At 65.2% G+C, this 24,847-nt stretch carries 29 protein-coding genes and 2 pseudogenes; 22 read left to right on the top strand and 9 right to left on the bottom strand.

Annotation, left to right across the window (positions count from 1 at the left end; translation table 11 throughout):
- The first annotated feature begins 2 nt into the window (after positions 1–2).
- From ACQVLG_RS19270 to ACQVLG_RS19250, 5 genes are read left to right on the top strand one after another with little or no spacing between them, the layout of a single operon-like run.
- On the top strand, positions 3–875 hold the full coding sequence (locus ACQVLG_RS19270; RefSeq protein ID WP_230540849.1) for a branched-chain amino acid ABC transporter permease: 873 nt from the start codon (positions 3–5) through the stop codon (positions 873–875).
- Positions 872–1,297, top strand: a complete 426-nt coding sequence (locus ACQVLG_RS19265) for a hypothetical protein (RefSeq protein ID WP_474290653.1) — start codon at positions 872–874, stop codon at positions 1,295–1,297. The genes ACQVLG_RS19270 and ACQVLG_RS19265 overlap by 4 nt, the downstream gene beginning before the upstream one ends.
- Positions 1,191–1,862 (top strand): branched-chain amino acid ABC transporter permease, encoded by a 672-nt coding sequence (locus ACQVLG_RS19260; RefSeq protein ID WP_474295724.1) that lies wholly within the window; start codon positions 1,191–1,193, stop codon positions 1,860–1,862. The genes ACQVLG_RS19265 and ACQVLG_RS19260 overlap by 107 nt, the downstream gene beginning before the upstream one ends.
- Complete coding sequence (locus ACQVLG_RS19255) at positions 1,850–2,563, top strand: ABC transporter ATP-binding protein (RefSeq protein ID WP_474290652.1); 714 nt, start codon at positions 1,850–1,852, stop codon at positions 2,561–2,563. The genes ACQVLG_RS19260 and ACQVLG_RS19255 overlap by 13 nt, the downstream gene beginning before the upstream one ends.
- Positions 2,564–2,591: 28 nt before the next feature.
- Complete coding sequence (locus ACQVLG_RS19250) at positions 2,592–3,293, top strand: ABC transporter ATP-binding protein (RefSeq protein WP_474290651.1); 702 nt, start codon at positions 2,592–2,594, stop codon at positions 3,291–3,293.
- 14 nt (positions 3,294–3,307) lie between these two features.
- Here the strand turns inward: ACQVLG_RS19250 and ACQVLG_RS19245 are convergent, their stop codons facing one another.
- Complete coding sequence (locus ACQVLG_RS19245) at positions 3,308–4,234, bottom strand: HDOD domain-containing protein (RefSeq protein ID WP_474290650.1); 927 nt, start codon at positions 4,232–4,234, stop codon at positions 3,308–3,310.
- Positions 4,235–4,478: 244 nt separating this feature from the next.
- On the opposite strand from ACQVLG_RS19245, the gene ACQVLG_RS19240 reads away from it, so the two are divergent.
- Complete coding sequence (locus ACQVLG_RS19240; protein WP_474290649.1) at positions 4,479–5,063, top strand: DinB family protein; 585 nt, start codon at positions 4,479–4,481, stop codon at positions 5,061–5,063.
- 1 nt (position 5,064) lies between these two features.
- Here the strand turns inward: ACQVLG_RS19240 and ACQVLG_RS19235 are convergent, their stop codons facing one another.
- Positions 5,065–5,457, bottom strand: coding sequence for a VOC family protein (locus ACQVLG_RS19235; protein WP_230540854.1), 393 nt, complete (start codon positions 5,455–5,457; stop codon positions 5,065–5,067).
- A gap of 81 nt (positions 5,458–5,538) precedes the next feature.
- On the opposite strand from ACQVLG_RS19235, the gene ACQVLG_RS19230 reads away from it, so the two are divergent.
- From ACQVLG_RS19230 to fghA, 8 genes and pseudogenes are all read left to right on the top strand, one after another.
- Positions 5,539–6,081 (top strand): GNAT family N-acetyltransferase, encoded by a 543-nt coding sequence (locus tag ACQVLG_RS19230; RefSeq protein WP_474290648.1) that lies wholly within the window; start codon positions 5,539–5,541, stop codon positions 6,079–6,081.
- 79 nt (positions 6,082–6,160) lie between these two features.
- Positions 6,161–7,251 (top strand): annotated as a pseudogene (locus tag ACQVLG_RS19225) (oleate hydratase); the annotation flags it as partial.
- A 64-nt stretch (positions 7,252–7,315) separates the two neighbouring features.
- Complete coding sequence (locus ACQVLG_RS19220; protein WP_474295722.1) at positions 7,316–7,741, top strand: oleate hydratase; 426 nt, start codon at positions 7,316–7,318, stop codon at positions 7,739–7,741.
- A gap of 126 nt (positions 7,742–7,867) precedes the next feature.
- The gene (locus tag ACQVLG_RS19215) at positions 7,868–8,119 is read left to right on the top strand and encodes a hypothetical protein (protein ID WP_230540857.1); all 252 of its coding nucleotides are present in this window, start codon (positions 7,868–7,870) and stop codon (positions 8,117–8,119) included.
- Positions 8,116–8,361, top strand: a complete 246-nt coding sequence (locus ACQVLG_RS19210) for a hypothetical protein (RefSeq protein ID WP_474295889.1) — start codon at positions 8,116–8,118, stop codon at positions 8,359–8,361. The genes ACQVLG_RS19215 and ACQVLG_RS19210 overlap by 4 nt, the downstream gene beginning before the upstream one ends.
- 162 nt (positions 8,362–8,523) lie before the next feature.
- A complete protein-coding gene (lepB, locus tag ACQVLG_RS19205; protein WP_474290647.1) occupies positions 8,524–9,195 on the top strand; it encodes a signal peptidase I in 672 nt (223 codons plus the stop codon).
- Positions 9,196–9,243: 48 nt separating this feature from the next.
- Positions 9,244–10,107 carry an NAD-dependent protein deacetylase gene (locus ACQVLG_RS19200; RefSeq protein ID WP_474290646.1) on the top strand — a complete coding sequence of 288 codons (864 nt, stop codon included), beginning with the start codon at positions 9,244–9,246 and terminating at the stop codon, positions 10,105–10,107.
- Between the two features lie 56 nt (positions 10,108–10,163).
- The gene (gene fghA, locus ACQVLG_RS19195) at positions 10,164–11,030 is read left to right on the top strand and encodes an S-formylglutathione hydrolase (RefSeq protein ID WP_474290645.1); all 867 of its coding nucleotides are present in this window, start codon (positions 10,164–10,166) and stop codon (positions 11,028–11,030) included.
- Positions 11,031–11,039: 9 nt separating this feature from the next.
- Here the strand turns inward: fghA and ACQVLG_RS19190 are convergent, their stop codons facing one another.
- The 4 genes and pseudogenes from ACQVLG_RS19190 to ACQVLG_RS19175 all read right to left on the bottom strand — a co-directional run bounded on the left by ACQVLG_RS19190 (position 11,040) and on the right by ACQVLG_RS19175 (position 15,973).
- Positions 11,040–11,705: a dienelactone hydrolase family protein gene (locus tag ACQVLG_RS19190; protein ID WP_230540861.1), complete on the bottom strand. Its 666-nt coding sequence runs from the start codon at positions 11,703–11,705 to the stop codon at positions 11,040–11,042.
- A 161-nt stretch (positions 11,706–11,866) separates the two neighbouring features.
- Positions 11,867–14,185, bottom strand: coding sequence for a xanthine dehydrogenase family protein molybdopterin-binding subunit (locus ACQVLG_RS19185; RefSeq protein WP_474290644.1), 2,319 nt, complete (start codon positions 14,183–14,185; stop codon positions 11,867–11,869).
- Positions 14,178–14,645: pseudogene (locus ACQVLG_RS19180) on the bottom strand ((2Fe-2S)-binding protein). The gene ACQVLG_RS19185 and the pseudogene ACQVLG_RS19180 overlap by 8 nt, the downstream one beginning before the upstream one ends.
- Before the next feature lie 29 nt (positions 14,646–14,674).
- Entirely contained in the window at positions 14,675–15,973 is a 1,299-nt protein-coding gene (locus ACQVLG_RS19175; protein WP_474290643.1) for a cytochrome c, read from the bottom strand.
- A 176-nt stretch (positions 15,974–16,149) separates the two neighbouring features.
- Here ACQVLG_RS19175 and ACQVLG_RS19170 point away from each other — a divergent pair, with 176 nt between their 5' ends.
- The 8 genes from ACQVLG_RS19170 to ACQVLG_RS19135 all read left to right on the top strand — a co-directional run bounded on the left by ACQVLG_RS19170 (position 16,150) and on the right by ACQVLG_RS19135 (position 22,200).
- A complete protein-coding gene (locus ACQVLG_RS19170; protein ID WP_474295887.1) occupies positions 16,150–16,401 on the top strand; it encodes a hypothetical protein in 252 nt (83 codons plus the stop codon).
- Positions 16,317–17,801: a Na+/H+ antiporter gene (locus tag ACQVLG_RS19165; protein WP_474295720.1), complete on the top strand. Its 1,485-nt coding sequence runs from the start codon at positions 16,317–16,319 to the stop codon at positions 17,799–17,801. Before ACQVLG_RS19170 ends, ACQVLG_RS19165 begins: the two co-directional genes overlap by 85 nt.
- 195 nt (positions 17,802–17,996) lie before the next feature.
- Positions 17,997–18,578, top strand: a complete 582-nt coding sequence (gene yfiR / locus ACQVLG_RS19160; protein WP_474290642.1) for a regulatory sequestration protein YfiR — start codon at positions 17,997–17,999, stop codon at positions 18,576–18,578.
- Positions 18,575–19,846, top strand: a complete 1,272-nt coding sequence (dgcN, locus tag ACQVLG_RS19155; RefSeq protein ID WP_474290641.1) for a diguanylate cyclase DgcN/YfiN — start codon at positions 18,575–18,577, stop codon at positions 19,844–19,846. Before yfiR ends, dgcN begins: the two co-directional genes overlap by 4 nt.
- 16 nt (positions 19,847–19,862) lie before the next feature.
- Positions 19,863–20,366 carry an outer membrane lipoprotein YfiB gene (gene yfiB, locus ACQVLG_RS19150; RefSeq protein WP_230540868.1) on the top strand — a complete coding sequence of 168 codons (504 nt, stop codon included), beginning with the start codon at positions 19,863–19,865 and terminating at the stop codon, positions 20,364–20,366.
- A 29-nt stretch (positions 20,367–20,395) separates the two neighbouring features.
- Positions 20,396–20,866, top strand: a complete 471-nt coding sequence (locus ACQVLG_RS19145; protein ID WP_474295718.1) for a gluconokinase — start codon at positions 20,396–20,398, stop codon at positions 20,864–20,866.
- 71 nt (positions 20,867–20,937) lie between these two features.
- Complete coding sequence (locus tag ACQVLG_RS19140) at positions 20,938–21,255, top strand: DUF3144 domain-containing protein (RefSeq protein WP_092712778.1); 318 nt, start codon at positions 20,938–20,940, stop codon at positions 21,253–21,255.
- Between the two features lie 72 nt (positions 21,256–21,327).
- The gene (locus ACQVLG_RS19135; protein WP_474290640.1) at positions 21,328–22,200 is read left to right on the top strand and encodes an acyl-CoA desaturase; all 873 of its coding nucleotides are present in this window, start codon (positions 21,328–21,330) and stop codon (positions 22,198–22,200) included.
- Here the strand turns inward: ACQVLG_RS19135 and ACQVLG_RS19130 are convergent.
- The 3 genes from ACQVLG_RS19130 to ACQVLG_RS19120 all read right to left on the bottom strand — a co-directional run bounded on the left by ACQVLG_RS19130 (position 22,173) and on the right by ACQVLG_RS19120 (position 24,782).
- On the bottom strand, positions 22,173–22,715 hold the full coding sequence (locus tag ACQVLG_RS19130; RefSeq protein WP_474290639.1) for a gamma carbonic anhydrase family protein: 543 nt from the start codon (positions 22,713–22,715) through the stop codon (positions 22,173–22,175). The two genes, ACQVLG_RS19135 and ACQVLG_RS19130, sit on opposite strands and share 28 nt — an antisense overlap.
- 35 nt (positions 22,716–22,750) lie before the next feature.
- Positions 22,751–23,494, bottom strand: coding sequence for a lysostaphin resistance A-like protein (locus ACQVLG_RS19125; protein ID WP_474290638.1), 744 nt, complete (start codon positions 23,492–23,494; stop codon positions 22,751–22,753).
- Between the two features lie 85 nt (positions 23,495–23,579).
- Entirely contained in the window at positions 23,580–24,782 is a 1,203-nt protein-coding gene (locus ACQVLG_RS19120; RefSeq protein WP_474290637.1) for a benzoate/H(+) symporter BenE family transporter, read from the bottom strand.
- Positions 24,783–24,847: the final 65 nt, after the last annotated feature.

Raw genomic sequence — 24,847 nt, 5'->3', positions numbered from 1 at the left:
ACATGACAGAATTAATCTTGCAAGCCCTGTATTCGGGCTTGCTGCAGGGCGGTTCCTACGCCCTGATCGCACTGGGACTGGCGCTGGTGTTCGGCACCATGAAAGTGATCAACCTGGCGCACGGCGAGCTGGTGCTGCTGGCCGCCTACATCGCCTACAGCGTGGAGTCGGGCCTGGGCCTGGGGCCCATGTTCGCCATTCCCATCGCGCTGGTGATCGTCAGCCTGACGTCCGTGGGCGTGTACCTGATCGTCAGCCGCATCAAGAAGGACCGCGAAATCAATTCGCTGATCCTCACCTACGGCATCGGCGTCATCCTCACCAATTTCATTTTGCTGCTCTGGAAGGCCGACATCCGTTCGACGTCTTCCAGCTGGCTGCAGGAAGGTTTTGAAATCGGCCCGTTTTTCAGCATGCGCAGTGAAGTGATCTTCTTTGGCGTCAGCCTGGTGCTGATGGCGGCCCTGTGGCGCTGGCTGTCGACCAGCTGGTATGGCCGCGCCGTGCGCGCCGTCTCCAGCAACCGCGACGCGGCCAAGCTGATGGGCATCGACCCGGGCCGCACGGAACTGGTGTCGTTTCTGGTCGCCGGCATCCTGGCCGCCTTCGCCGGCGTGGCGCTGTTCAGCTATGGCGTGATCCAGCCGGCCTACGGCGGCGCGCTGACGGTAAAAGCCTTCATCATCACGGTACTGGCCGGCATCGGCTCGATACCGGGCGTGCTGCTGGCCGCCGTGCTGCTGGGCGTGGCCGAAGCGCTGACCGTCACCCTGGCCAGCTCCGCGCTGCAGGAATTGTCCGGCATGGTGCTGTTCCTGCTGGTGCTGTTCATCATGCCGAACGGCTTGTTCGGCGCACAACGGAGGCGCGGATGAAGCGCTCGACTTTCCTTTCAACGGCGGCCCTGCTGCTGGCCGCGTATATCGCCGTGCCGCTGGCCCTGGGCGCCAACCAGTATGTGATGAGCATGGTGGTGGCGGCCCTGGTCATCGGCGGCGTGGCCATGTCCTGGGCACTGCTCGGCAATCTGGGCGGCATGGTCAGCTTCGGCCATGCGGCGTTCTTCGGCGTGGGCGCGTATGTCTCCGCGCTGGCCACCGTGAAACTGGGCTTGCCCGTGTTTGCCGCCATGCTGCTCGGTGGCGCGGGCGCGGCCATCGCCGCCGTCATCATGCTGCCCGTGCTCTCGGCTGCGCGGGCCGTACTTTGCGCTGGCCATCCTCGCCTACGCGCACATCTTCCGCATCCTGGCCACGGAATGGAGCTCGGTGACGGGCGGCGCCGGCGGCATCAATAATATTCCCGCCCTGCCCACCGTCTTCGGTTTTGATTTGGCCAGCAAGACGGGCGCCTACCTGGTGGTGCTGACCCTGGTGGTGGCGTGCGCCTTCGCCTACAGCCGCATCCGCGCCAGCCATTACGGCATCGCCCTGCGCGCCATGCACGACAGCGAAGACGCCACGCGCGTCGTCGGCGTCAACAGCACCTTGCTGAAAGGCGCGATGCTGCTCGTGTCGGCATTCATGGCGGGCCTGTTCGGCGCCTTCAACGCCCACTACATCAACTTCCTGGAGCCCGACTACGCCTTCAATAGCCTGTGGGTGACGTTGCCGATCGTGGCGGCCATCTTCGGCGGCTACCGCACCATACTCGGGCCCGTGCTGGGCGCCGTCGTGGTCTATCTGGTCGACCAGCTGATTTTCAAGTCGCTGATTCCGACCGGGCACCAGCTGGTGCTGGGCGTGCTGCTGGTGGCGATGATCGTCTTCAGTCCGAACGGCCTGCTGCCGCTGCTGCAAAAAATGGCTGAAAAAAGCGCTGCTCAAGGGGAACGCGAAGGAGAAAGCACATGCTTAAACTAGACAATGTGTCCGTGCGTTTCGGCGGCCTGACGGCCGTCGACAGCGTCACCCTGAACGTGGGCAGCCACGACGTGATCGGCCTCGTGGGCGCGAACGGCGCCGGCAAGACCACCCTGTTCAACGCCATTTCCGGCCTGGTGCGCCCCACCGGCGGCAGCATCCGCTTCGAGGGACGCGACATCATGGCCACGCCCATGTACCAGCGCGCCCGCCTGGGGCTGGGCCGCACCTTCCAGATCCCGCAACCGATGCATGAACTGACGGTGCGCGAAAATCTCGTCGTGGCGCAGCGCTTCGGCACCGGCAAGGTGGACCAGCGCAAGATCGATGAAATCCTCGATTTTACGAGCCTGCTTGACAAGGCCGGGCGCGATGCGGCCGGCGAACTGGCGCTGACGGAACTCAAAGCGCTGGAAGTGGCCAAGGCGCTGGCGACGAACCCGAAACTGCTGCTGCTAGACGAAGTGCTGGCCGGCCTGGAAACGAACGGCAAGCGCCGCTTCATGGGCATGCTGAAGGACTTGCACGCCGCCTTTGGCGTGGGCATCGTCATGATCGAACACGACATCGAAACCATCAGCAATCTGTGCCAGCGCGTGGCCGTGCTCAATTTTGGCCAGCTGATCGCCGACGGCACGCCGGACGCCGTCTTCCGCGATCCGGCCGTCATCGAAAGCTATACGGGAGCCGCTCATGCCTGAATCGATGCTTGAAGCGATGCCTGAAACGATGCTTGAGATAAATCAACTGCGCGCCGGCTATGGCGCCATCAATGTGCTGTGGGACGTGTCGCTGTCGATCCAGAAGGGCAAGCTGACCACCATCATCGGCCCGAACGGGGCCGGCAAGACGACCCTGCTGCGCGCCATCATGGGCCTGCTGCCCGTGGGCGCGGGCAGCATCGCGCTCGACGGCCAGGCCATCAACGGCACGCCGACGTGGAAGATGAGCGACGCGAGGGTCACGATGATCCCGGAAGGCCGCATGACGTTTCGCGACATGAGCGTGGAAGAAAACCTGATCATGGGCGCTTTTCCGAAGGAGCACCGCAGCCACATGCCGGCGCGCCTGGCCGAAGCCTACGCCATGTTCCCGCGCCTGCATGAACGGCGCAGGCAGCTGGCCGGCTCGCTCTCCGGCGGCGAGGCGCAGATGCTGGCGATGGCGCGCGGATTGATGTCGGACCCGTCGCTGCTGATCATCGACGAGCCGTCGCTGGGCCTGGCGCCGCTGGTGGTCAACGAGCTGTTCGACATCCTCGCGCGCCTGAATGACGGCAAGCGCACCATCATTTTAGTGGAGCAGAACACGGCGCGCGCCGTGGGCGTGGCCGATCACGTCTACCTGATGCAAAGCGGTAAGGTGGCGCTGTCGCAGGCAGCGCGTGATGTCGACCTCGAGCACCTGCATGCGCTGTATTTTGCGCACTGAGCGGCCTGCAATCATCAACCCTCGTCGTCGTCCTCGTCGTCGTCGGCCAGCTTGTCAAACACCTGCAGCTCGGCCTTGCTCAGTCCCGTCATCACGAAGGGATCATCGGCAGGAAAGCGGCCGGTATCGACCAGCATGCGCAGCTTGCTCAAGCGATCGCCCAGCGCCAGCGCTCGCGCCTGCGGATCGGCATCGGCGTGGGCATCGGCGCCGGCATGCCCGATCGCGCGGGTCACGGACTCGGGAAACTCCCATAACTCGGCGATCCGCACCGACAGGATGCGCGCTTGCGCAAACACCTGGGCAATGAAGGCGTCCGATTGCGGGAAGGCATCGGGCGCATGCATCTGGTCGATCAGGCGGAACGCCACCACCAGGCCGACATTGGCCATCAGTCCCGCCAGATAGGCGTCGAAGGCGTTGGCCTGCATGGCCGGCGCGACCAGGTTGGCGGCCAGTGCGCATTTCTCGGACTGGCGCCAGATCAGCGGCGCCGTGCGTATGGTCAGGCCGCCGCTCTGCATGCTGACGATGGGACGGAAGGCGACGCGGGCGAGCAGCATGCGCATGCCGTTTTGCCCCAGCAGCATGATGGCGCCTTCCATGTTGTTGATCGACGGGCTGGCGTTGTAGCGCGAATGGTAGCGGGGCCGGTTCGCTTCGCGGTAGACCTCGGCGACCAGCAGCACGTCCTGCGCCAGCTGGCGCGAGAGCTCGGCCGCGCTCATGTTTTCATTTTGCAAAGTCCGCATCAACTGGGGAATGATGGCCGGTATGCGCGGTATCAGCGCAGCGCCAGCGACCGGCTCACGGGCCAGGCGCGTCAATTCATCCAGAATCTGCCGTTCCGCCTCCGCCGGAGCCTGCGCCGAACCGGCGGCCGCCAGCCAGCGGTAATAGATGGCATCGATTTCGCTGATGCTGGCTGGCGGCCGTGCCATCTCGGGCGCCGCTGCCGGCGTAACTGGCGCAGCCTTGTTTTTGTCGTCGCCGCCGTTCAGTTCAGTAATTTTCCTATCCAACCCATTGCTGTCCAAACCTTATATGCATCACTATCGCGAAATCCGCTGCGCGATTTTACTTGATGACGGCAGTACTGGTGCGGCGGACGTGGCCGGCGTTGTCCGCCTGCCGCAAAGTGCTACAGTGGCACTCCCGCAGGTCTCCTGCCTTGCAAGGTACATCATGAACAATCCGCTGGCCCAGTACGTCACCGCCCAGGCGTATAACAACGCCTGGGCCAACCACCGCCTGCTGAAGGCTTGCGGGCGGCTGACCCAGGCCGAGTTCCAGGCCACGCGCGTGAGTTTTTTCCCCACCATCGGCTTCACGCTGAACCACATCCTCACGTGCGACTGGTTTTATCTCGACGCGCTCGAGCGCGAGCTGCGCGGCGAGGCGCCGCATGCCGACTGCTATGCCTTCTTTGAACAGGACGAGCCATTTACCGACTGCGCCACGCTGCAGGCGGCACAGCATGCGTCCGACGCGCGCCTGATCGCGCATTGCCGCAGCCTGTGCGACGCGGATCTGGCGCGGCCCGTGACGATATTGCGCGACACGCCGCAAGTGGACACGCGCCTGCGCCTGCTGGCGCATCTGTTCCAGCACCAGATCCACCACCGGGGGCAAGTGCACGCCATGCTGGCCGGCACGCGCATCGCGCCGCCCCAGCTCGACGAATTCTATTGCGCCGGCGAAGCGGGCGAGCGGGCGCAGGATTTTGCGGAGCTGGGCTGGACGGAGGACGACGTCTGGGGAGCGCGCTGAATCATTCTTCGGCGTGACAGCAGACGCACAGCTTGTTGCCGTCGAGGTCGCGGAAATACGCGCCATAGTAGTTGGCGTGGTAATGGGGCCGCAATCCGGGCGGCCCTTCGCACGCGGCGCCCAGCGCCAGCACGGCCTGGTAGCAGCGGTCCACCTGCGCACGGCTGGCCGCCAGCAGGGCCGTCATCTGGCCATTGCCGGGCGTCGCCGGTAAGCCGTCATGCGGCGCCGTCAGCACGAACAAGGGGCGCGGCGCCTGCTGCGCCATCCAGCCCGCCCAGGGCTTGGCCGGATCATGAAATTTTTCGATCAAGTCGAGTTCTCCCAGCAGGGCCGCATAGAAAACATACGCGCGGGGAAAGTCGTTGGTGCCAAGGCAAATATGGGACAGCATGCTGCTCCTCCATGAATTCAAGCATGTGCGGCGAAAGGCGCCAGCTGATTATAATGGCGCATTACTTTCCAGCCAGATTCCATGCCCGACCTCGACCGCCTCCAATTACAAACGCCGACCAGCGCCGACCTCCCCGCCCTGCTGGCCTTCGAACTCGACAACCGCACCTATTTTGAATCCTGGGTCACGGCCCGGGCGCCGTCCTACTACACTGCCGAGGGCATCGCCACCGCCATCGAACAGGCGCAGCGCGAACGCGAGAAAGACACGGCGCACCAGTACCTGGCCACGCTGGACGGGCAAATCATCGGCAGGGTCAACCTGACGGCCGTCACGCGCCCGTATTTCAACAAGGCCGCGCTCGGCTACCGCATCGGCGAACGGTTCGGCGGACGCGGCTACGCCACGCGCGTGGTCGCCCTGCTGCTGCAAGAAGCGTTCGGCGCACTGGACCTGTGGCGCCTGGAAGCGACGGCGCGGCCACAAAACCTGGGCTCGATCGCCGTCATGCAGCGCAACGGTTTTCACCAGTATGGCCGCTCGGAAAAAGCCATGCGCTTCCAGGATGCCTGGTCGGACTTGCTGTACTTTGAACGGCGCAAGGACCACCCCGGCATCGAATAAAATCGAGCAGTTGCTCTATTGAGCAGGCGGCTCGCCCCTGATGTTGTAAAATAGGCAAATATCACACTCAGGGAACAACATGCGCAATACAGACAAAAAAGCCTACCTCGTCGGCGGCGGCATCGGCTCGCTGGCCGCGGCCGCCTTCATGATACGCGACGGCGGTATGCAAGGCAGCAACATCACCATCTTCGAAGCGTCGCCCGTGACGGGGGGCAGCCTCGACGGCGGCGGTGGCAATGCCGAGGATGGCTATACCCTGCGTGGCGGGCGCATGTTGACCACCGACAATTACGAGTGCACCTGGGACTTGTTCAAGAGCATCCCCTCGCTCGAACATGCGGGCCAGAGCGTCTACGACGAAACCATCGCCTTCAACGAGCGGCACCTTCCCCACTCGCGCGCGCGCCTGGTCGACCGCAACCGCTTCAAGGTCGACGTCAGCAGCATGGGCTTTTCCATGCAGGACAGGCTGGAACTGCTGAAGCTGACGGAAGCCGACGAGGACACCCTGGGCAGCAGCGCCATCACGGACTGGCTTTCGCCGGAATTCTTCGATACCAAATTCTGGTATATGTGGGCCACCACGTTCGCCTTCCAGCCCTGGCACAGCGCCGTCGAGTTCAAGCGCTACCTGCACCGCTTCATGCTGGAGTTTTCGCGCATCGAAACCCTGGCCGGCGTCAAGCGCACCGTCTACAACCAGTACGATTCGCTGGTGCGCCCGCTGGTCCCTGGCTGCAGGCGCAAGGCGTGAACGTCATCATGGATTGCACGGTAACCGATATCGAGGTGCAGGAATCCGAAGGCCGCCTGAGCGCCACCGCCCTGCACTGCCAGCGCCGCGGCCTGGCCGACGTGATTCCCGTCGCCGCGGGCGACCTGGTATTCTTCCAGAATGCCTCGATGACGGATGCGTCGAGCTACGGCAGCATGCGCAGCGCGCCGGCCAAACGCACGAAGCACGACAGCCATGGCTGGCGCCTGTGGGAAAAACTGGCCGAGGGCCGGCCGCAACTGGGGCGCCCCGCCGCCTTCAACAGCAGCATCCCGGAATCGTACTGGGCCTCGTACACGGTCACCCTGAAGGACAGCGCCTTCTTCGACCGCATGGAACAATTCACGGGCAACAGCGCGGGCACGGGCGGCCTCGTCACCTTCAAGGACAGCAACTGGTTCATGTCCATCGTGCTGGCGCACCAGCCGCATTTCGCGGGCCAGCCCGAGGGAGGGTGTGCAAGTATTCTGGGGCTATGCGCTGCACCCCGACCGCATCGGCAACTTCGTCGCCAAGCCCATGTCCGACTGCAGCGGCGAGGACATCCTGCGCGAACTGTGCGGCCACCTGAATTTCGACCTCGACATCATGGCCACGGCCAATTGCATTCCCTGCCGCATGCCCTACATCACCAGCATGTTCATGCCCCGCGCAAAAAGCGACCGCCCGCTGCCCGTGCCGGCCGGCTCCATCAACCTGGCCTTCGTCAGCCAGTTCGTGGAAATTGCCGACGATGTCGTGTTCACCGTGGAATACTCGGTGCGCGCGGCGCAGACGGCCGTCTACCAGTTGCTCGGCGTACAGCGCGCAGTACCGGCCATCCACGCGCACGACAAGTCATTGAAAGTCAAGCTGGACGCCGTCATCAAGGCCTTCAAATAGCCGTATTTTCCGGCGTCAACGCCGTTTTTGTCCTACCGGCCGTGACTTTGTCGCAGCGCAAAGCACGGCGATATCGGACTGATAACGTCAAGGTTCGGGAATTTCCCCACTCTTGCCAAGTCCAACATGAAATTGCGTCACCGCCTGTTCGAACATGTGCTGCTGGTGCTGGCCTTGGCCGTCGTCATCTTTGCCGCCGCCATCGTGCTGGCACGGATGACGCAGTGGGCAGAAGTGCAGGAACTGCCCCCCTATCTCGTGCAGGGCATGCATCTGGTGGGCAAGGTGTTGTTTTTCCTGGACGGCTGCATCGTCGTTGCCGTCAGCAGCATCCTGGCCGCCCGGCTGTTCCGCATGCTCACCAAGGAGGACCTATGAACGACCTGCACTACCTGCTGACCCTGCGGCATCCGCGCCGCTTCTGGTGCAGCGCCCTCGTCATCGCCGTGGCCTCGGCCATCCTGCTGGGCCCCTGGCTCGACAGCATTCCATGGCTGGTCGCCGTTCCTTTCGTGGCCGGCGGCTTGCTGGTGGCGCTGGGCGAACTGTGGGATGACATGCACGACAAGCGCCTGCAGAACGGCGACGACGACGCGCAGGCGCCCTGCGGGCATCCCTGACGCTGGCGTGGTGATGTTTACACGCAACAACGGTGACGCCATCGGCCCCCGCATGCGTTTGATTTAAGGCTCGCTTCAGCCTCGCCGTGCATCGTGATATGGCGCCAGCAACAATGGCGCTTCCCTTCACCATCACGGGCACAGCCCAGCGAAAGAGCCGATATGAGCACATGGATGCGCGCCAACAAAGGTTTTTTGATGTTTCTGCTGCTATTCGGCGTATTCCGCACGGCCGTGGCGGACTGGAATCCGATACCGTCGGCGTCCATGCGCCCCAACCTGCTCGAAGGCGACGTGGTCTTCGTCAACCGCCTGGCCTTCAATTTGAAAGTGCCGCTCACCGACATCGTGCTGCAGCGCCTGGGCGAGCCGCAGCGGGGCGACATCGTCACCTTTTCCTCGCCGAAAGACGGCACGCGCTTGATCAAGCGCATCATCGCCCTGCCCGGCGACACCGTGGAAATGCTCGATGAACGGCTGGTCATCAATGGCCAGCCCGCCCAGTACACGGCGCTCGACACGGCGCCTGAAACCATCGCCAACGTGGGCCAGCTGACGGCGCAGCGCGTCCGCGAACGCAATGCGACGGAACAGCACCGCATCCAGGTCTTGCCGCAAATTACAGAGGCGGCGCGCAGCTTTTCCCCCGTGACGGTGCCGCCCGATCACTTCATGATGCTGGGCGATAACCGCGACAATAGCGCCGACTCGCGCTACTTCGGCTTCGTGCCACGCGAATTGCTGATCGGCAAGGCCGAACGCATCCTCGTCTCGGCCAATATCGACGAGCATTGGCAGCCGCGGCTGCAGCGTTTCGGCATGAAACTGGAATAACCATCGCCCTTGCAACGGCGCCGTGCTTTTCGGTTAGCATGGCGCATCATGCAAAACTTTTCATCAGCCAGCCAGCGGCCCGCCAGCGACGATCTTGCCATTGAGCAGCTGGCGCAGTTCCTGCAGCGCCATCCCGACGTGCTGCTGCTGACGGGCGCCGGCATCAGCACGGCGTCCGGCATTCCCGATTACCGCGATGCGGATGGCGTGCGGCGCGGCAACGCCCCCGTGCAAGGCCCCGAATTTCGCCGCCAGGAAGCCGTGCGCCGCCGCTACTGGGCGCGCAGCATGGTGGGCTGGCCCACCCTTGCGCGCGCCACGCCCAATCCCGGCCATCTGGCCATCGCACAACTGGCGCAGCGTGGGCTCATCGGCGGCCTGGTCACGCAAAACGTGGATGGCCTGCACCAGCAGGCCGGCAGCGCGGCCGTCACGGAGTTGCACGGCAGCATACATGGCGTGATCTGCCTCGATTGCCGCACCCAGCACACGAGGCGCCTGATCCAGGACATGCTCGAACATGACAATCCCCAGATGCTGGGCGCCACGGCCACGCCGGCGCCCGACGGCGACGCCTTGCTGGAGCCATCGCAGCTGGCCACCTTCCACCTGCCCGTCTGTCCCCGCTGTGGCGGCACCCTGCAGCCCGATGTGGTGTTTTTCGGCGACGGCGTGCCCGCCGCCTGCGCGGCCGAAGCCGAGCGCAAGATGACAGAAGCTGGCGCCTTGCTGGTGGTTGGCTCGTCCGTCATGGTGTATTCGAGCTTTCGCCTGTGCCGCATGGCGGCCGAAACGGGCAAGCCCGTGGCCGCCATCAACCTGGGCAAGACGCGCGCCGACCATTTGCTGGCATTCAAGACCGAAGCGCCGGCACAGGACATCCTGCCTGCATTAGCGGCCATGCTGGGCTGATCCCGAGCCGGCGGCATGCCGCTCTCGCTATACTATGGGATTGACGAGGAGAATTCATGCTGGAACTGTTGAGTGAACACGCCTGTTTTGGCGGCGTACAACGCTTTTATCGCCACGATGCGCAAGCCATCGGCTTGCCCATGCGTTTTTCGGCCTTCATCCCCGACACGGCGCCGGGCAGCGTGGTCACCACCAAACGCCCCGCCCTGTTTTTCCTGGCGGGCCTGACTTGCACGGAAGAAACGTTCATGATCAAGGGCGGCGCGCAGCGCGTGGCCGCCGAAGAAGGCCTGATCCTGATCGCCCCCGACACCAGCCCCCGAGGCGCCAACATCGCGGGCGAGACGGATGCCTGGGATTTCGGCGCGGGCGCCGGCTTTTACGTCGATGCCACCGAGGCGCCGTGGAGCAGCCACTACCGCATGTACAGCTACATCCTGGAATTGCGCGCCCTGCTGGAACGGGAATTGGCCATCGATGCGCAGCGCACGGGCATTTTCGGCCACTCAATGGGCGGCCATGGCGCGCTGGTGCTGGCCTTGCGCAACCCTGACCTGTTCCGCTCCGTCTCCGCCTTCGCCCCCATCGCCGCACCGAGCCAGTGCCCGTGGGGAAAAAAGGCGTTCACGGGCTACCTGGGCAGCAACGAAGCCAGCTGGCAGCAATACGACGCCAGCGCGCTGATGCGCGGCCTGCAGGGCCAGCCCTTACTATTTCCTAACGGCATCTTGATCGACCAGGGCCTGGCCGACAAGTTTTTACCGGAGCAACTGTACCCCGAGGTGTTCGAAGCGGCATGCCGCGACGCCGGCCAGCCCTTGCAACTGCGCCGCCATGCCGGCTATGACCACGGCTATTACTTTATCGCCAGCTTCATGGAAGAGCACGTGCGCTTCCATGCGCAAAATTTGCGCGCCGCCTGATCTGCAACGCTATTGCCCCGTGCTGGTATGCCCGTTGAAATGGCGCGTGTACCAGTCCGTTGCCAGCAAGGCCGCCTGGTGGCGCGTGTCGGGGCCGCCAGGCGCGGCGATCTGTTCCAGTTGCTTGTCGCAGCGCAAGGTGGCAAACGCCATGCGGTTCAGGCCGGCCACGTCGGGGTCGCGTCCGCCCACGATCAGCAACGAAGGCACGCGCACGTTTTCCAGCGCCGCCTTGCCTGCCATTTCCACCTGGCCATCGCAGACGGCCAGCGCGGCAATTTCCGCGCTGCGCCAGGCCGCAAGCTGCATCACGACGGCCGCGCTGGTGCCATAGCCATACAGGCCGCAGGGCAAGCGCCGCGTGGACGGGTCGACCTGCAGCCAGCCCAGGGCTTTTTCCAGCTGGCGCGCCAGCAGCACGATGTCGCTGCGCACGAAATACGCGTGGCCATTGCTGCCGCCGCCGGGCCCGACACCGCCCTGGTCGAAACGCAAGGTGGCGATGCCCGCTCGTAGAAAATCCTGGGAAGTGGCATGGCTGGAGGCGCCCAGATAGTCGCTGTCGGCGCCCGCGCCATGGGCAAACAGGACGATGCCCACCGGCCGCTCGGGCATTTCAAGCACGCCGTCCATTTGAAGTTCATCGGCCGTGATGCTGACAAATTGTTCTTGCATGGCTGCCTCCGCTATCGAGCTGAAATCGGACTGACATCAAGCTGCTGTTGCGTTGATCTTGCCGGAACGGGCGTCGCCAGCGCGCCCTGAGCGGCAAGCCTCAGTGTACCAGCCTGCGTCCGTTCACGCGCGGCGCACGTCAAATTTGGCACGCGCCCGCATCAGACGGCGCCGTGCCGGTCCAGCCCCTTGAGCACGGCTTCCGGGCGGATCGGCAAATGCCGCACGCGCGAGGCCACGGCGGCAAAGATGGCGTTGCCAATGGCCGGCGCCACGGCCGTCGTGGGCGGCTCGCCCATGCCCGTCGCCGTTTGCGTACTGGCAACAAATTCGATGTCGAGCTCGGGTACGTCGGCCATGCGCAGCGGCGTGTAAGTGTTCAGGTTGGTATCCTTCACTTCGCCATTCAGGAACGCCGTGCCTTCATGCAAGGCCATGCTCACGCCCCACAGGGCGCCCCCTTCCGCCTGCGCCAGCGCGCCATCGGGATCGACGATGCTGCCCGCGTCGATCACCATGAACAGCTTTTCGACTTTCACCATGCAAGTGCTGCGGTCCACTTTCACCCGGGCAACACAGGCCGTCCAGGTGGGCATATCGCGTTCCTGGCCGAACGTGGCGGCGATGCCCAGGCCCGTGTCGGGCGGCATGGCCGTGCCCCAGGCCGCCTTGTCCGCCACCCGCCGCAGCACGTGGGCCAGGCGCGCGGCGCCGCCGACGGCGTTCGGCGCGCTGCCCGCATTGCGCCCCGTGGCCTGCAGCAAGGACAGGCGAAACGCCAGCGGATCGACCTTGGCCGCCTGCGCTGCCTCGTCCATGAAACTTTCCACCGCCCAATTCGTCCAGCCCGGCCCCACGGAGCGCAGCCAGCCGGGGCGAAAACTGCTGTTGGCCAGGTCGTTCGACACGGCCCGCACGCGCTGCGCGCCCACCGCATACCAGTGGTCGGCGCCGACGATGGCGAACGGGTCGTACGGATGGCCCTGCTTATCCTTGGCCAGCAAGGCGGGAATCATCGCTTGCGTGGGCCAGCCCGCGCTGGCCTCGTGCACCATGGCCGACACCTTGCCGGTCTCGTCGAACGCCATGCGCACGTGCTGCACGGACGGCGAACGGGGCGAATCGAAACGCGCATCGTCGGACCGCGTGCAGATCATCTTGACGGGGCGCCCCACGGCTTGCGCGGCCAGCGCGGCCGGCACGCAATAATCGCCGTTCAGGCGCCGTCCGAAGCCGCCGCCGAGCAGATAGGTATGCAGCATCACCTTGTCCTGCTCCACCTTGAGCGCCTGCGCCAGCACGGGCAGGATCAACGATTGCCACTGGTTGCCCGCATGAATGTGCCAGACGCCGTCGATTTCCTGCGCCAGCGCATTCACGGGTTCCAGCTGGAAATGCAGCACGGTGCTGGTCGTGTAGTGGCGTTCCAGTTGCAGGCTGGCATCCTTGAACGCTTGCTCCACGCCATCATCGTCGACCACGCGCGCGCCCAGGCTGGCGTCGGCCAGCTGCTTGCCCGCATAGTTGACGATATCCTGCTCCGACACGTGGGCCGCCGCGCCGGCCCGCCATTTCACCTGCACCAGGTCGGCCGCGCGCATGGCGGCCGCATACGTGTCGGCCACCACCATGACCCAGCCGGGCACCGTGCCGCTGGGGTCTTGCAGCGCCACCGAGCGCAAGTAGCCGTTCACTTTCTTTGCCGCCGAGTCGTCAATGGACACCACTTTCGAGCCGTAGCGCGTGGGCGGTATCTTCGGGCGCGCAAACAGCATGCCGTCGACCTGCGCATCGATGCCGTACACGGCCGTGCCATCCGTTTTCGAAGGAATGTCCAGCGCCTGCACCTGCTGGCCGATCAGCCTGCGCTGCTGCGGCGTTTTCAGCACGATGGCCTGCAATTGCTCCGGCGTATAGCGGCGCGCCAGCTTGCCACGGCGCACGATGTCGCCATAGGCAATCGACCGGCCCCGCCCATGCACGACGCCGAGCCGGGCGTGGCAGGCGGACACGGGCACGCGCAGCAGGCACGCGCCCTCCTCGATCAGCGCAAGGCGCCCGGCCGCGCCGGCACGGCTGAGCGGATCGAAATTCTGCCAGACGGACCAGCTGCCACCCGTCACCATCACGCCCCATTTCGGGTCCGTGTCCACATAATGCAGGCGTACCTTGCTCCAGTCCGCTTCCAGCTCCTCGGCGACGATGCGCGCCAGGGCCGTGCCGATATGTTGGCCCATTTCCGCCTTGGCGATATTGACGGTGATCATGCCATCGACGCCAATCTCAAACCAGATGCTGGGATCGAACACGGGCGCGGCGGGCTTTGTCCGCTGCACGGGCGCCGCCTTGCCAGCGGCCAATGAGCTGTCGGCGCGCAAGAAAGCCAGGGTAAAACCCGTGCCGGCGGCGGCGATCAGGAAACCGCGCCGGCCCAGCGAGCTGGGGCGGGCGCCTGAATTTTCTTTCGGCAATTTAAACACGGGGCGCCTCCTGCATGCCGGCCGCCAGTTTAATTGCCTTGCGGATCCGTACATACGCCATGCAGCGGCACAGGTTGCCGCTCATGACGGCATCGATATTCGCATCCGTCGGCTGCGGATAGTCTTTCAACAAGGTGGCCGCCTGCATGATCTAGCCCGACTGGCAATAGCCGCACTGGGGCGCCTGCGTGGCGACCCAGGCCCGTTGCAGCGGGTGCGAACCATCGGGTGACAAGCCTTCGATGGTGGTGATGGCGCAACCGGTGACGGCGGCGATCGGCGTGATGCACGAGCGCATGGCGCGCCCATCCACGTGCACGGTGCAGGCGCCGCACATGCCGATGCCGCAGCCAAACTTCGTGCCTTTTAAATGGGCTTCGTCGCGCAGCACCCACAGCAGCGGCGTGTCGCCATCGGTTTCGGTGCCGAAGGGCTGGCCATTCACAATAATGTTATACATGAGTGTTACACATAAGAAACTTTCAAGAATTACTTGCCGGCGCGCGTGCGCGCCACTACCGCTTCCAGGTTCGTCCAGGCCGGCTGGTGGCTGCGGCTGCGGCGCAGATAGGCGGCCAGCTGGGCCACGTCGTTGTCCGTCAGCGAGGCGGCAAAGCCAGGCATCAGCACGCCGGGCATGGCTTCATCCTTGCCGATGCCGTGCAATATCACCTGGATCAGGTTGGCGGGATCGGGCGCGCTGACGGCGCTGTTCAGGCTCAGCTCGGGACGCAGGGCTGCGGGCCGGCCGTCGCTGTTCGAATGGCACGCCGCGCAGGCGGCCACGTACAGGCTGGCGCCACGGTCGTTGTCGACCAGGCTGACGCGCTGCGAACGGGCGATGCCGGCCTTGATCACGGCATCCGCATCCACCTTGCGCCCGTCAGCTCCGGCCACACCGGCAAAATACGTGGCCAGCGCGCGGATATCGCTATCGGGCGAGGCGCCCATGCCTTCGTGCACGACGGCCGACATGGGCCCGGCCGCCACGCCGTGCAGGGCCGTCGCCCCCGTGCGCAAAAAGGCATACAGCTCGTCCTGGGTCCACGGCAAGGGCGCCGTGTTGGCGCTGGTCAAGGCTGGCGCGTACCAGTGGTCGATGGACGCGCCCAGATACGCCGCACCGGCAAGCTCGGCGCCCAGCGCGTTGCGCGGCGTGTGGCAGGCGGCGCAATGGGCCAGGCCTTCGGCCAGGTAGCGGCCCCGGTTCCAGTCCAGCCCTTGCGCAGGATCAAGCTGAAAATTGGCCGGCTTGAAAAACAGCAGCTTCCAGCCCGCCTGTAGCGGCCGCAAATTCAGGGGGAAAGGCACGCCGTTGGCGGGCGCCACCGCGTACACGGGCGGACGCGTCATGAAGTAGGCGTACAGGGCCGTCAGGTCGGCCTCCGACACCAGGTTGAAATGGGTGTACGGAAAGACGGGATACAAATGCGCGCCATCGCGGCCCACGCCTTCGCGCATGGCCCGCTGGAAGGCGGCCGGCGACCAGCGGCCGATGCCCGTTTGCCGGTCCGGCGTGATGTTCGTCGCATAGATCGTGCCGAACGGCGTGGCCAGCCCGTGGCCGCCCGCGTAGTCGGCGCCGCCCTTGGCCGTGTGGCAGGCGGCGCAATTGCCCATGCCGGCCAGGATGCGGCCCCGCTCCACCACTTGCGGGGAAAAAGCCGTGGCGGCAGGCGGATCGATGGGCGCAAGCGCGGGGCGCCAGTAATACAGATACGCGGCCAGCGCGGCGGCGATGAGCAGCGCCAGCAGGAGCAGCAAGCCGGTGAAAATTTTCTTGAGCAAAACAGGAATCCGGTAAAAGGCCAGGTACGCGCCTGCCGCGCGCGGACGGCGGCGGCAGGCGATGGTGACAATCTTACCGCGATTGTGACTTGTTGTATGTACGCAATGACACGGAGGTCGTGCCGCAAGCGGGCTGCGCCTTATAATCAGCGTTTCAGCACGCCGCCGCTCTCTTCATGCATACCGTTACCATCATCCTCATTCTCGTGTTGACCGTCGTCCTGTGCGGCTTCATTGCCCGCTCGCGCTGGGTCAAGCTGCCGCTGCCCCTGATTCAGATCGCCGGCGGCACGGGTTTGGCCCTGTTTGGCGTGCAAGTGCCGCTCGATCCCGACATTTTCTTCTGCTCTTCATTCCGCCGCTGCTGTTTCTCGATGGCTGGCGCATTCCCAAGGGCGCCTTCTTTTCCGACGCGCGCTCGATCCTGATGCTGGCCATCGGCCTGGTGCTGTTTACCGTGCTGGGCATGGGCTTTTTCATCGACTGGCTGATCCCCAGCGTGCCGCTGGCCGTCGCCTTCGCGCTCGGTGCCATCCTGTCGCCGACGGACCCCGTGGCCGTCTCGGCCATTGCCGCCGGCAACCCCATCCCGCCGCGCCTGATGCACATCCTCGAGGGCGAATCCCTGCTGAACGACGCTTCGGGCCTGGTCTGCTTCACGTTTGCCGTGGGCGCCATGATGACGGGCGGCTTTTCCATCGGCGCCGCCTCGCTGAGTTTCCTGCAGGAAGCGGGCGGCGGCATCGTCATCGGCCTGGCCATCTCGTGGGGCGTGGGGCTGGCGAATAAATGGCTGGTGAGCAAGGTGGGCGAAGAGCCGGGCCTGCAAATCCTGATCAGCATCCTGATCCCGTTCGCCGCCTACCTGGGCGCCGAGCAAATCCACGGTTCCGGCATCCTGGCGGCCGCCACGGCGGGCGTGTCCATGCATTACGCCGACCTGATCGGCCGCCCGCTGGCCGCCACGCGCACCCAGCGCAAGGCCGTGTGGGATACCGTGCAACTGGTCTTGAATGGCGTGATCTTCGTCATGCTGGGCGCGCAGCTGCCCGCCACCGTGGCCGGCTTGCCCGCCGCTTCCATGGAAGTGGGCGCCGGCAGCGCCTGGAAACTGCCCCTGTTCGTCATCGCCATCACGGTGGGGCTGACTTTCATGCGCTTCCTCTGGGTCTTCATCTCGATGAAGCTGACCCTGTTCAAGCACCACAAGAAAGTGGCGGGCGAGCCGAAGGACGCGGCGCTGCTGGCGCGCCCCAGCCTGCGATTGCTGCTGGTGGCCTCGTTCGCGGGCGTGCGCGGCGCGCTGACTCTGGCCGGCATCCTGACCTTGCCGTTGTTTTTGCCCGACGGCACGCGCTTTCCCGCGCGCGACCTCGTCATCTTCCTGGCCATGGGCGTGATCTTGCTGTCCCTGGTGCTGGCCAGCGTTACCTTGCCCCTGCTGACCAAGGGCCTGGTGTTCGCGCCGCCCGCGCGCCGTTCGACGGAAGAGCGCAACGCGCGCGCCGCCGCCGCCGAAGCGGCCATCGCGCGGCTGGAAAAAGTCTGCGAAGGCATCGACAAGAATGACAAGCAGCAAGTCGTCACGGAGGCGGCCAACCGCCTGATCGAAGCCTACCGGCGCCGCCTCGCGTATGGCGAAAGCAGCAACGACGAGGCGATGCGGCTGCAGGAACTGGCCAAGGCCGAGCGCGCACTGCGCCTGGAAGCGCTCAATGCGGAACGCGATGAACTGTTCCGCCGCCGCATTTCGGGCGAACTGGACGACACCATCCATTTGCGCCTGCTGCGCGAAATCGACTTGCTGGAAGCGACACTGGAAGAATAGCAACACTCTGGCGCAGCAAAGCAGTGTTGATTAGCAATTCTCATGGCAAAGAATGCAAGTTTTCACATTCATGTTTATAATGCAAGGTTTATGGCGTGATGCCGTGATTTACTTTCAACATGGACTTCCGTACAGTCTGTGTTGTTGAGTAACTATTTGAATAGCCACCCCGACCTGCATAAAGACACCGACGCCGTGCCCTCCTCCCCCCGCCACCGGCAACGCCCCGCGCTGCCCGCCCTGCTCGCCTCCGTGCTGCTGGCCTCGCTGCTCGCCGGCACTGCGCTGGCGCCAGCCGCGGCGTGGGCGCAAGCGGGCGCGGCGGCCGACGCCAGGCGTCCCGCCGAAGTGGCCCAGGTCCTGTTCGGCATCATCAGCTATGTGCGCTGGCCCGTGGCGCGCCCGGAAGTGCGCGTCTGCATGCTCGGTACACCCCGCTACGGGGCGGCCATCGTCGACACGCCCGCGTCCAGCCTGGGCCAGCGCATCCGCGTGAAAACCCCGGCGGCGGCCAGCGCGGCCAGCGAATGCGACGTCGCCTACCTGGGCAGCCTGCCCGAGGGCGAACGCGAGCATCTGCTGACGCAGATCATCGGCAAGCCGATCTTGTCGGTCGCCGAACCGGGCACATCCTGCACCGTGGGCACCATGTTTTGCCTGCGCCTCAACGAGGCGCAGATCGGTTTTGACGTCAACCTCGACGCCATCGCCCGCAGCGGCCTGCGCGTGCATCCGAACGCCTTGCAAATTGCACGTCGCAAGGGACCGCCGCCATGAGCCCCGGCATGCCCCCTAAGCTGGCGCGCAAGCCCCGCCCCACGCTCGACAGCGTGCTGCGGCGCGCCCACCTGAGCGTGTCGCTGATCGCCGTGCTGGCGGCCGGCCTGACCCTGACGGCCGTGGCGCTGCTGGCCCTGCGCGTGTATTCGGACCAGAACCTGCGCCTGGTGGCCCGTTCGATGAGCTACACGGTGGAAGGGGCCGTCGTCTTCGGCGACTCCATGGCTGCCAGGGAAGCGCTGGCCTTGATCGGCGTCAATGAAGACATCGACCAGGCCCAGGTCAACGACAAGAACGGCAAGGTGCTGGCCCGCTGGGAACGGGGCCAGCACAGCACGCGCTACTACATCGAACGGGCGCTGACGGGCTGGATGCTGCCCGATTCGCTGACCTTCCCCATCACGCGCAATGAGCAGGTCATCGGCAGCATCAAGCTGGTGCCGCACAGCCGCAGCCTGCTGCCCTTCCTGCTCAGCGGCCTGACCTGCCTGCTCGCTTGCCTGGTGCTGAGCCTGGCCGTCGCCGTGCGCCTGTCGCGCCGCATGGAAACGGAGATCACGTCGCCCCTGCGCCACCTGGCGGAAACGGCCCACCGCGTGCGGCGCGACCGTTCGTTCGAACTGCGCGTGCCGCCGGCCAACATCGCCGAACTGAACCAGATCAATGACGACTTCAATGCCCTGCTCGACGAACTGGAAGCGTGGCAAAGCCATCTGCAGAAGGAAAACGCCTCGCTGTCGCACCGCGCCAACCACGACAGCCTGACGGGCCTGTCGAACCGCGCCTTCATGGAGGCGGAGCTGGAACGCGCCATCCTCGAAGCGCGCATCGGCAACGGCAAGGTGGCAGTACTGTTTCTCGACAGCGACCGTTTCAAATACATCAACGATACGTTTGGCCATGCCTCGGGCGACCGCGTGCTGGTGACGATCGCCGCGCGCATCAAGCAGCAATTGCGCGAAGGCGACCTGGTGGCGCGCCTGGGCGGCGACGAATTCGCCATCCTGCTCAAGCCGCTGCGCAACAGCAGCGACGCCATGCACATCGCCGACAATATCATCGCCGCCATGGCGCAAGCCATTGAACTGCCCACCGGCAATAGCATCGTCAGCTCGCTGACCATCGGCGTGGCCGTCTTCCCCGATCACGCCATCGACGCCGTGTCGCTGGTAGGCGCGGCGGACGAAGCCATGTACCGCGCCAAGCAGGCGCAGCGCGGCACGCGCCAGGTGGCGCGCCTGCCGCAACCCCACACTCACCCCTGAACCAAGGAGCAACACCATGCAATTTATCTACAAGCAATTACGTCTCGGCTTCCTCGGCCTCTTCTTCGTTGGCCTGCTGGCCGCCTGCCAGAGCACGCCAGCGACCAAACCGCTGTTCAATGCCGAGCAAGTCGCCACCCTGAAGGAGCAAGGCTTCAACCAGACGGACGAAGGCTGGGAGCTGAGCTTTACCGACAAGCTGCTGTTCGAATTCGACGCCGCCAAGCTGACGGCACCGAGCCGCAACGCCATCCAGAAAATCAGCGCCGCCCTGCTGAAAGTGGGCATTACCCACATGCGCGTGGAAGGCCATACGGATAACGAAGGCACGGAAGCGTACAACAACAAGCTGTCGCTGGCGCGCGCCAACGTGGTGGCCGACGCCATGAGCGCATCGGGCATTCCACGCGACAACATCAGCGTCAAGGGCCTGGGCATGAGCAAACCGGTGGCCTCGAACGCCAGCAAGACGGGCAAGGCGGAAAACCGCCGCGTCACCGTCATCGTTTCGGCGCCGTGAGCGTGGGCGAGCCCGTCCGCTGGGTCGTGATGGGCGTGTCCGGCTGCGGCAAGAGCGCCGTCGGCAGCCTGCTGGCCGACGCCTTGCACGTGCCCTGCGTGGAAGGCGACGACGTGCATTCCCCGGAAAACGTGGCCAAGATGGCGGCCGGCATCGCGCTCGACGATGCCGACCGGGCCGGCTGGCTGGCCGCCCTGCGCGACCGGATCGCCACGGCCCGCGCGCAGGGCAGCGGCCTCGTTGTCTCCTGCTCGGCCCTGAAGCGCGCCTACCGCGACGTGCTGCGCGCAGGCGACCCGGCCCTGCGCTTCGTCCACCTGGACGGTCCGCGCGCCGTGCTGGAACGCCGCATGCAGCGCCCCGGCCATTTCATGCCGTCCAGCCTGCTCGACAGCCAGCTGGCCACCCTGCAGCCTTTGCTGCCGGACGAGGCCGGCATCGTGCTCGACATCCGCCAGCCGCTGGCCGTGCTGCTCGCACAGATCCTGCAAGCGCCTTGACGGTCAGCCGCGCGGCTGGACAGCCCGCGGCCCCCTGTGTAGACTGGCGCGCACTTTCATGAGGGATTTTTATGAGCACACCAACAACAAAACCAGCACCAGGCCCGGAATTCTGGGAGCGCGCCGACCAGGTCATCGCCCTGGCCAATGAGCAATGCATGCACAGCGGCGGCAATGAAGTGGCCACCTCGCTGCTGTACGCGGCCGCCCGCTTCAACGCCTTCCTCGTCGCCAGCAAGAGCAACGACGTGGCCAAGATGCAGGCAGAGAAGGAAGGCGCCGTGGCGTTCTTCACGGAGCAGTACAAGCGCATGTTGACCGATAACTTCAACGACTACATCACCAACTTCGACAAGTACACGCAACCGTCGTCGGCCCCCAAGGGTTGATGTCCGCAGCCAGCCTGGCCAGCCACCGCGCCCGCGCCACGCACGCGGGCAGCGTCCTGACGGCGCGCGCGCGTGCGCCATGCGCCGCTGCCCTCGCTGTGGCTGCTAGCCATGCTGGCCGGCGCCATTGCCGGCGCCCTGTTCTTCTTCAGCTGGACGGGCCTGGCGCTGTTCATCACCGGCACGGCCATCGTCCTGCTGTTCGGCCATTCGCTGGGCAGCCACCGCAAGCTGATCCACGACAGCTTTCAATGTCCGCCATGGCTGGAATACCTGCTCGTCTACCTGGGAGTGCTGGTGGGACTCAGCGGCCCGCTGGGCCTGCTGCGCCAGCACGAACTGCGCGACTATGCCCAGCGCCTGCCCGCTTGCCATCCCTATTTGCGCCACGGCGCCGGTTTCTGGCGTGATGCCTGGTGGCAACTGTTTTGCCGCCTCGATCTCGACCACCCGCCGCACATCGCCATCGAGCCGCGCATCGCCCACGACCGCTTTTACCGTTTCCTGGAAGCAACGTGGATGCTGCAGCAATTGCCGTGGGCCATGCTGTGCTTCGCCTGGGGCGGCTGGGGCCTGGTGTGCTGGGGCGTGTGCGCCAGGGTCAGCGCCGGCGTGCTCGGCCACTGGCTGATCGGCTACTTCGCCCACAACCATGGCCAAATGCACTTCCATGTCGACGGCGCCGCCGTACAAGGGAGAAATATCCGACTGACGTCGCTGCTGACCATGGGCGAATGCTGGCACAACAACCATCACGCGTATCCGGGCTCAGCCAGGCTGGGCCTGCTGCCGGGCGAATGGGACCCGGGCTGGTGGATGCTGCTGCTGTTGCGGCGCCTGGGCCTGGTGTCAGCCCTGCGCCTGCCGCAAGACCTGGCGCCGCGGCCGGAATTGCGCCGCCTCGATCATGCCGACGATCAGGCGCCGTCGCCACCGGCCAGGTAATTGTTTTTGACACGTACGTAATGCTCGGCCGAATAGCGCAGGTAGGCGATCTCGGCATCCGTCAGTGCGCGCACCTTGGCGGCCGGGCGGCCCACGTACAGGTGGCCGCTTTCCAGCACCTTGCCCGGCGGCACCAGGCTGCCCGCGCCCAGCATCACGTGCTTTTCCACCACCACGTCATCCATGACGATGCTGCCCATGCCGATCAGGCATTCATCGCCAATCGTGCAGCCGTGCAAGATCACGGAATGGCCGATGGTCACATACTTGCCGATGGTCAACGGTGAACCGTCGGGCTTGGCCGCATTTTTATGCGACACGTGGCCCATGGAAAAGTCCTGGATATTACTGCCCTCGCCGATGACGATGCGGTTGACGTCGCCGCGCAGCACGCTGTTGCACCAGATGGAGCAATCGTCGCCGATCTGCACGTCGCCGATCACTTGCGCCGTGTCATGCAGGTAGACTCGTTCGCCCAGCACGGGGCGGGTATTCAGGTAAGAACTTACAGGCATTGTCTTCTCGTTTCTTTGATATTAAACAACAGGTTTCACACCCAGCCAGCCGCCAGCGCAAAAATCGCCAGGCCATGCGCCAGCGATGCGCCCAGCAAGCCGGCACGGCAATATACCAGCCCCGCCACCACGCCCTCGATCACGGTGAACACGACGATGGGCGCGCCCACCTGCGTGACGGTGGTGGCGAGGAAGGCGTGGCACAGGCCAAACAGCAGGCCCGACACCAGCGCCGCGCGCCAGGCCGGCAGCCAGGCGCGCAATTGCTGCTGCAGCAAGCCGCGGAACAGCAATTCCTCATAACAGTTGGCCGCCAGCGCAAAACCCAGCAGCAAGGGCAGCGCGGATGGGGCGACGGGCGGCAAGGATGGCAAGTTAAACAGGGCTTTCAAGCCCGTTGCCAGCGCGATGATCATACACGCGCCCGCCACGCCCAGCAGCACGGACAAGGCCGGCCGCATGCCCAGCCAGCGGATCTGGCGGCGCGCCTCGCTTTCCAGCCAGCACGTACTTGCCACCAGCCCCAGCGACATCGCGCCCAGCGCCAGCAAGACCGGGGGCGGCGCCGTGAAGCGCAAGCCGCCCGCCGCCACCTGCCAGTAGCCGTGCGCCGTCATCGCATCGCGCGCCAGCACGAAAAATAAAATGTGCACGAGCACGCGCAGCAGCGGCACAGTGCGTGGCGCAGTACGGGGAATGGCCAGCAGCAAGGCGGCGCAGACGAGGAAGGCGGGCGTGATCGCCAGCAGGTACTGCGCCAGAGAAGTCAGGTCGGCCATCGCTCACATCGGGAAAAGGACGGTGCCAACGGGCACGGGCGCAGCAATTGTATGCGGCGGCTGGCAAAACGGGCAACCTGTCTTGCTATGCCGCCTTGCGCCAGCCATGCATCAGCGCATGCGCCGCCAGTCCCGCCGCCAATCCCCACAAGGCGCCGCCCACGCCCAGCAGGGTGACGTTCGCCGCCGTGGCAAGAAACGTGATCAGGGCAGTCTCGCGCATGCGCGCGTCCGCCATCGCCTGCGCCAGGCTGTTGCCGATTGCGCCCAGCAAGGCCAGACCCGCCAGCGCCGTAATAAAACTGCGCGGCAAGACCATGAACAGGCTGGCCAGTGTCACGCCGAAGATGCCCACGAGGATGTACAGCACGCCGCACGCCAGGCCCGCCACATAGCGCTTCGACGGGTCCGCATGCGCATCCTTGCCCGTGCAGATGGCGGCCGTGATGGCGGCTACGTTGAAGGCGTGCGCGCCGAACGGCGCCATAAGCAGCGAACCGAGTCCCGTCACCGTCAAAATGGGATTGGCGCTGACCAGGTAACCGTCATTGCGCAGCACCAGCATACCGGGCATGTACTGGCCCGTCAGGGTGATCAGGAACAGGGGCAGCGCCACGCCCAGCAGCGACGCCACGGAAAAGCGCGGCATCTCGAACACGGGCGCGGCCAGGGCCAGTTCGATGCCGTGCGCATCGATGCGCCCCTGCGCCAGCAGCAGCGCCAGGCCGACCAGCATGATGCCCACCACGGCAAAGCGTGCCGTGAAACGGCGCAGCACGGCGTACGACAGCAGCAATACGACGACCAGCACGGGATCGGCGCTGGCGCCGCCGAACGCATTCACGCCAAATTGCAGCAGGATGCCGGCCAGCAATCCCGCCGCGATGCCGCCCGGTATCAGCCGCACCAGGCGCTCGAAGGCGCCGGACATGCCCAGCAGAATGAAGGCGATGGCGGACACGATATAGGCGCCGATCACCTCGGCATACGGCGTGTGCGGCATGACGGTGGCCAGGAAGGCCACGCCGGGCGTGGACCAGGCCGTGATGATGGGCGCGCGGTAGCGGTAGCTGAGCCAGATGCCCGTCACGCCCACGCCGATGCTCAGCGACCAGACCCAGGACGCCGTCTGCGCGGCGCTCAGCTGGGCCAACTGGGCCGCCTGGAATACCAGCACGAAGGTGCCGCCATAGTTGACGAGGACGGAAATGAAGGCTGCCATGATGGGGGAAGCCAGGTCGCGCCGGCGCGCCCGGTCGGCCATCGCGGTGGTGGTGGTTGATGTCATGTGTATGCCCCTGCCAATGAAAGGGAGCAGTGTAATGGCCGCATGGACTGCTCAGGCAGGCCAAT

The sequence above is a fragment of the Janthinobacterium sp. TPC_1 genome (assembly GCF_056037845.1).
This window is presented reverse-complemented; position numbering and strand designations above follow the sequence as displayed.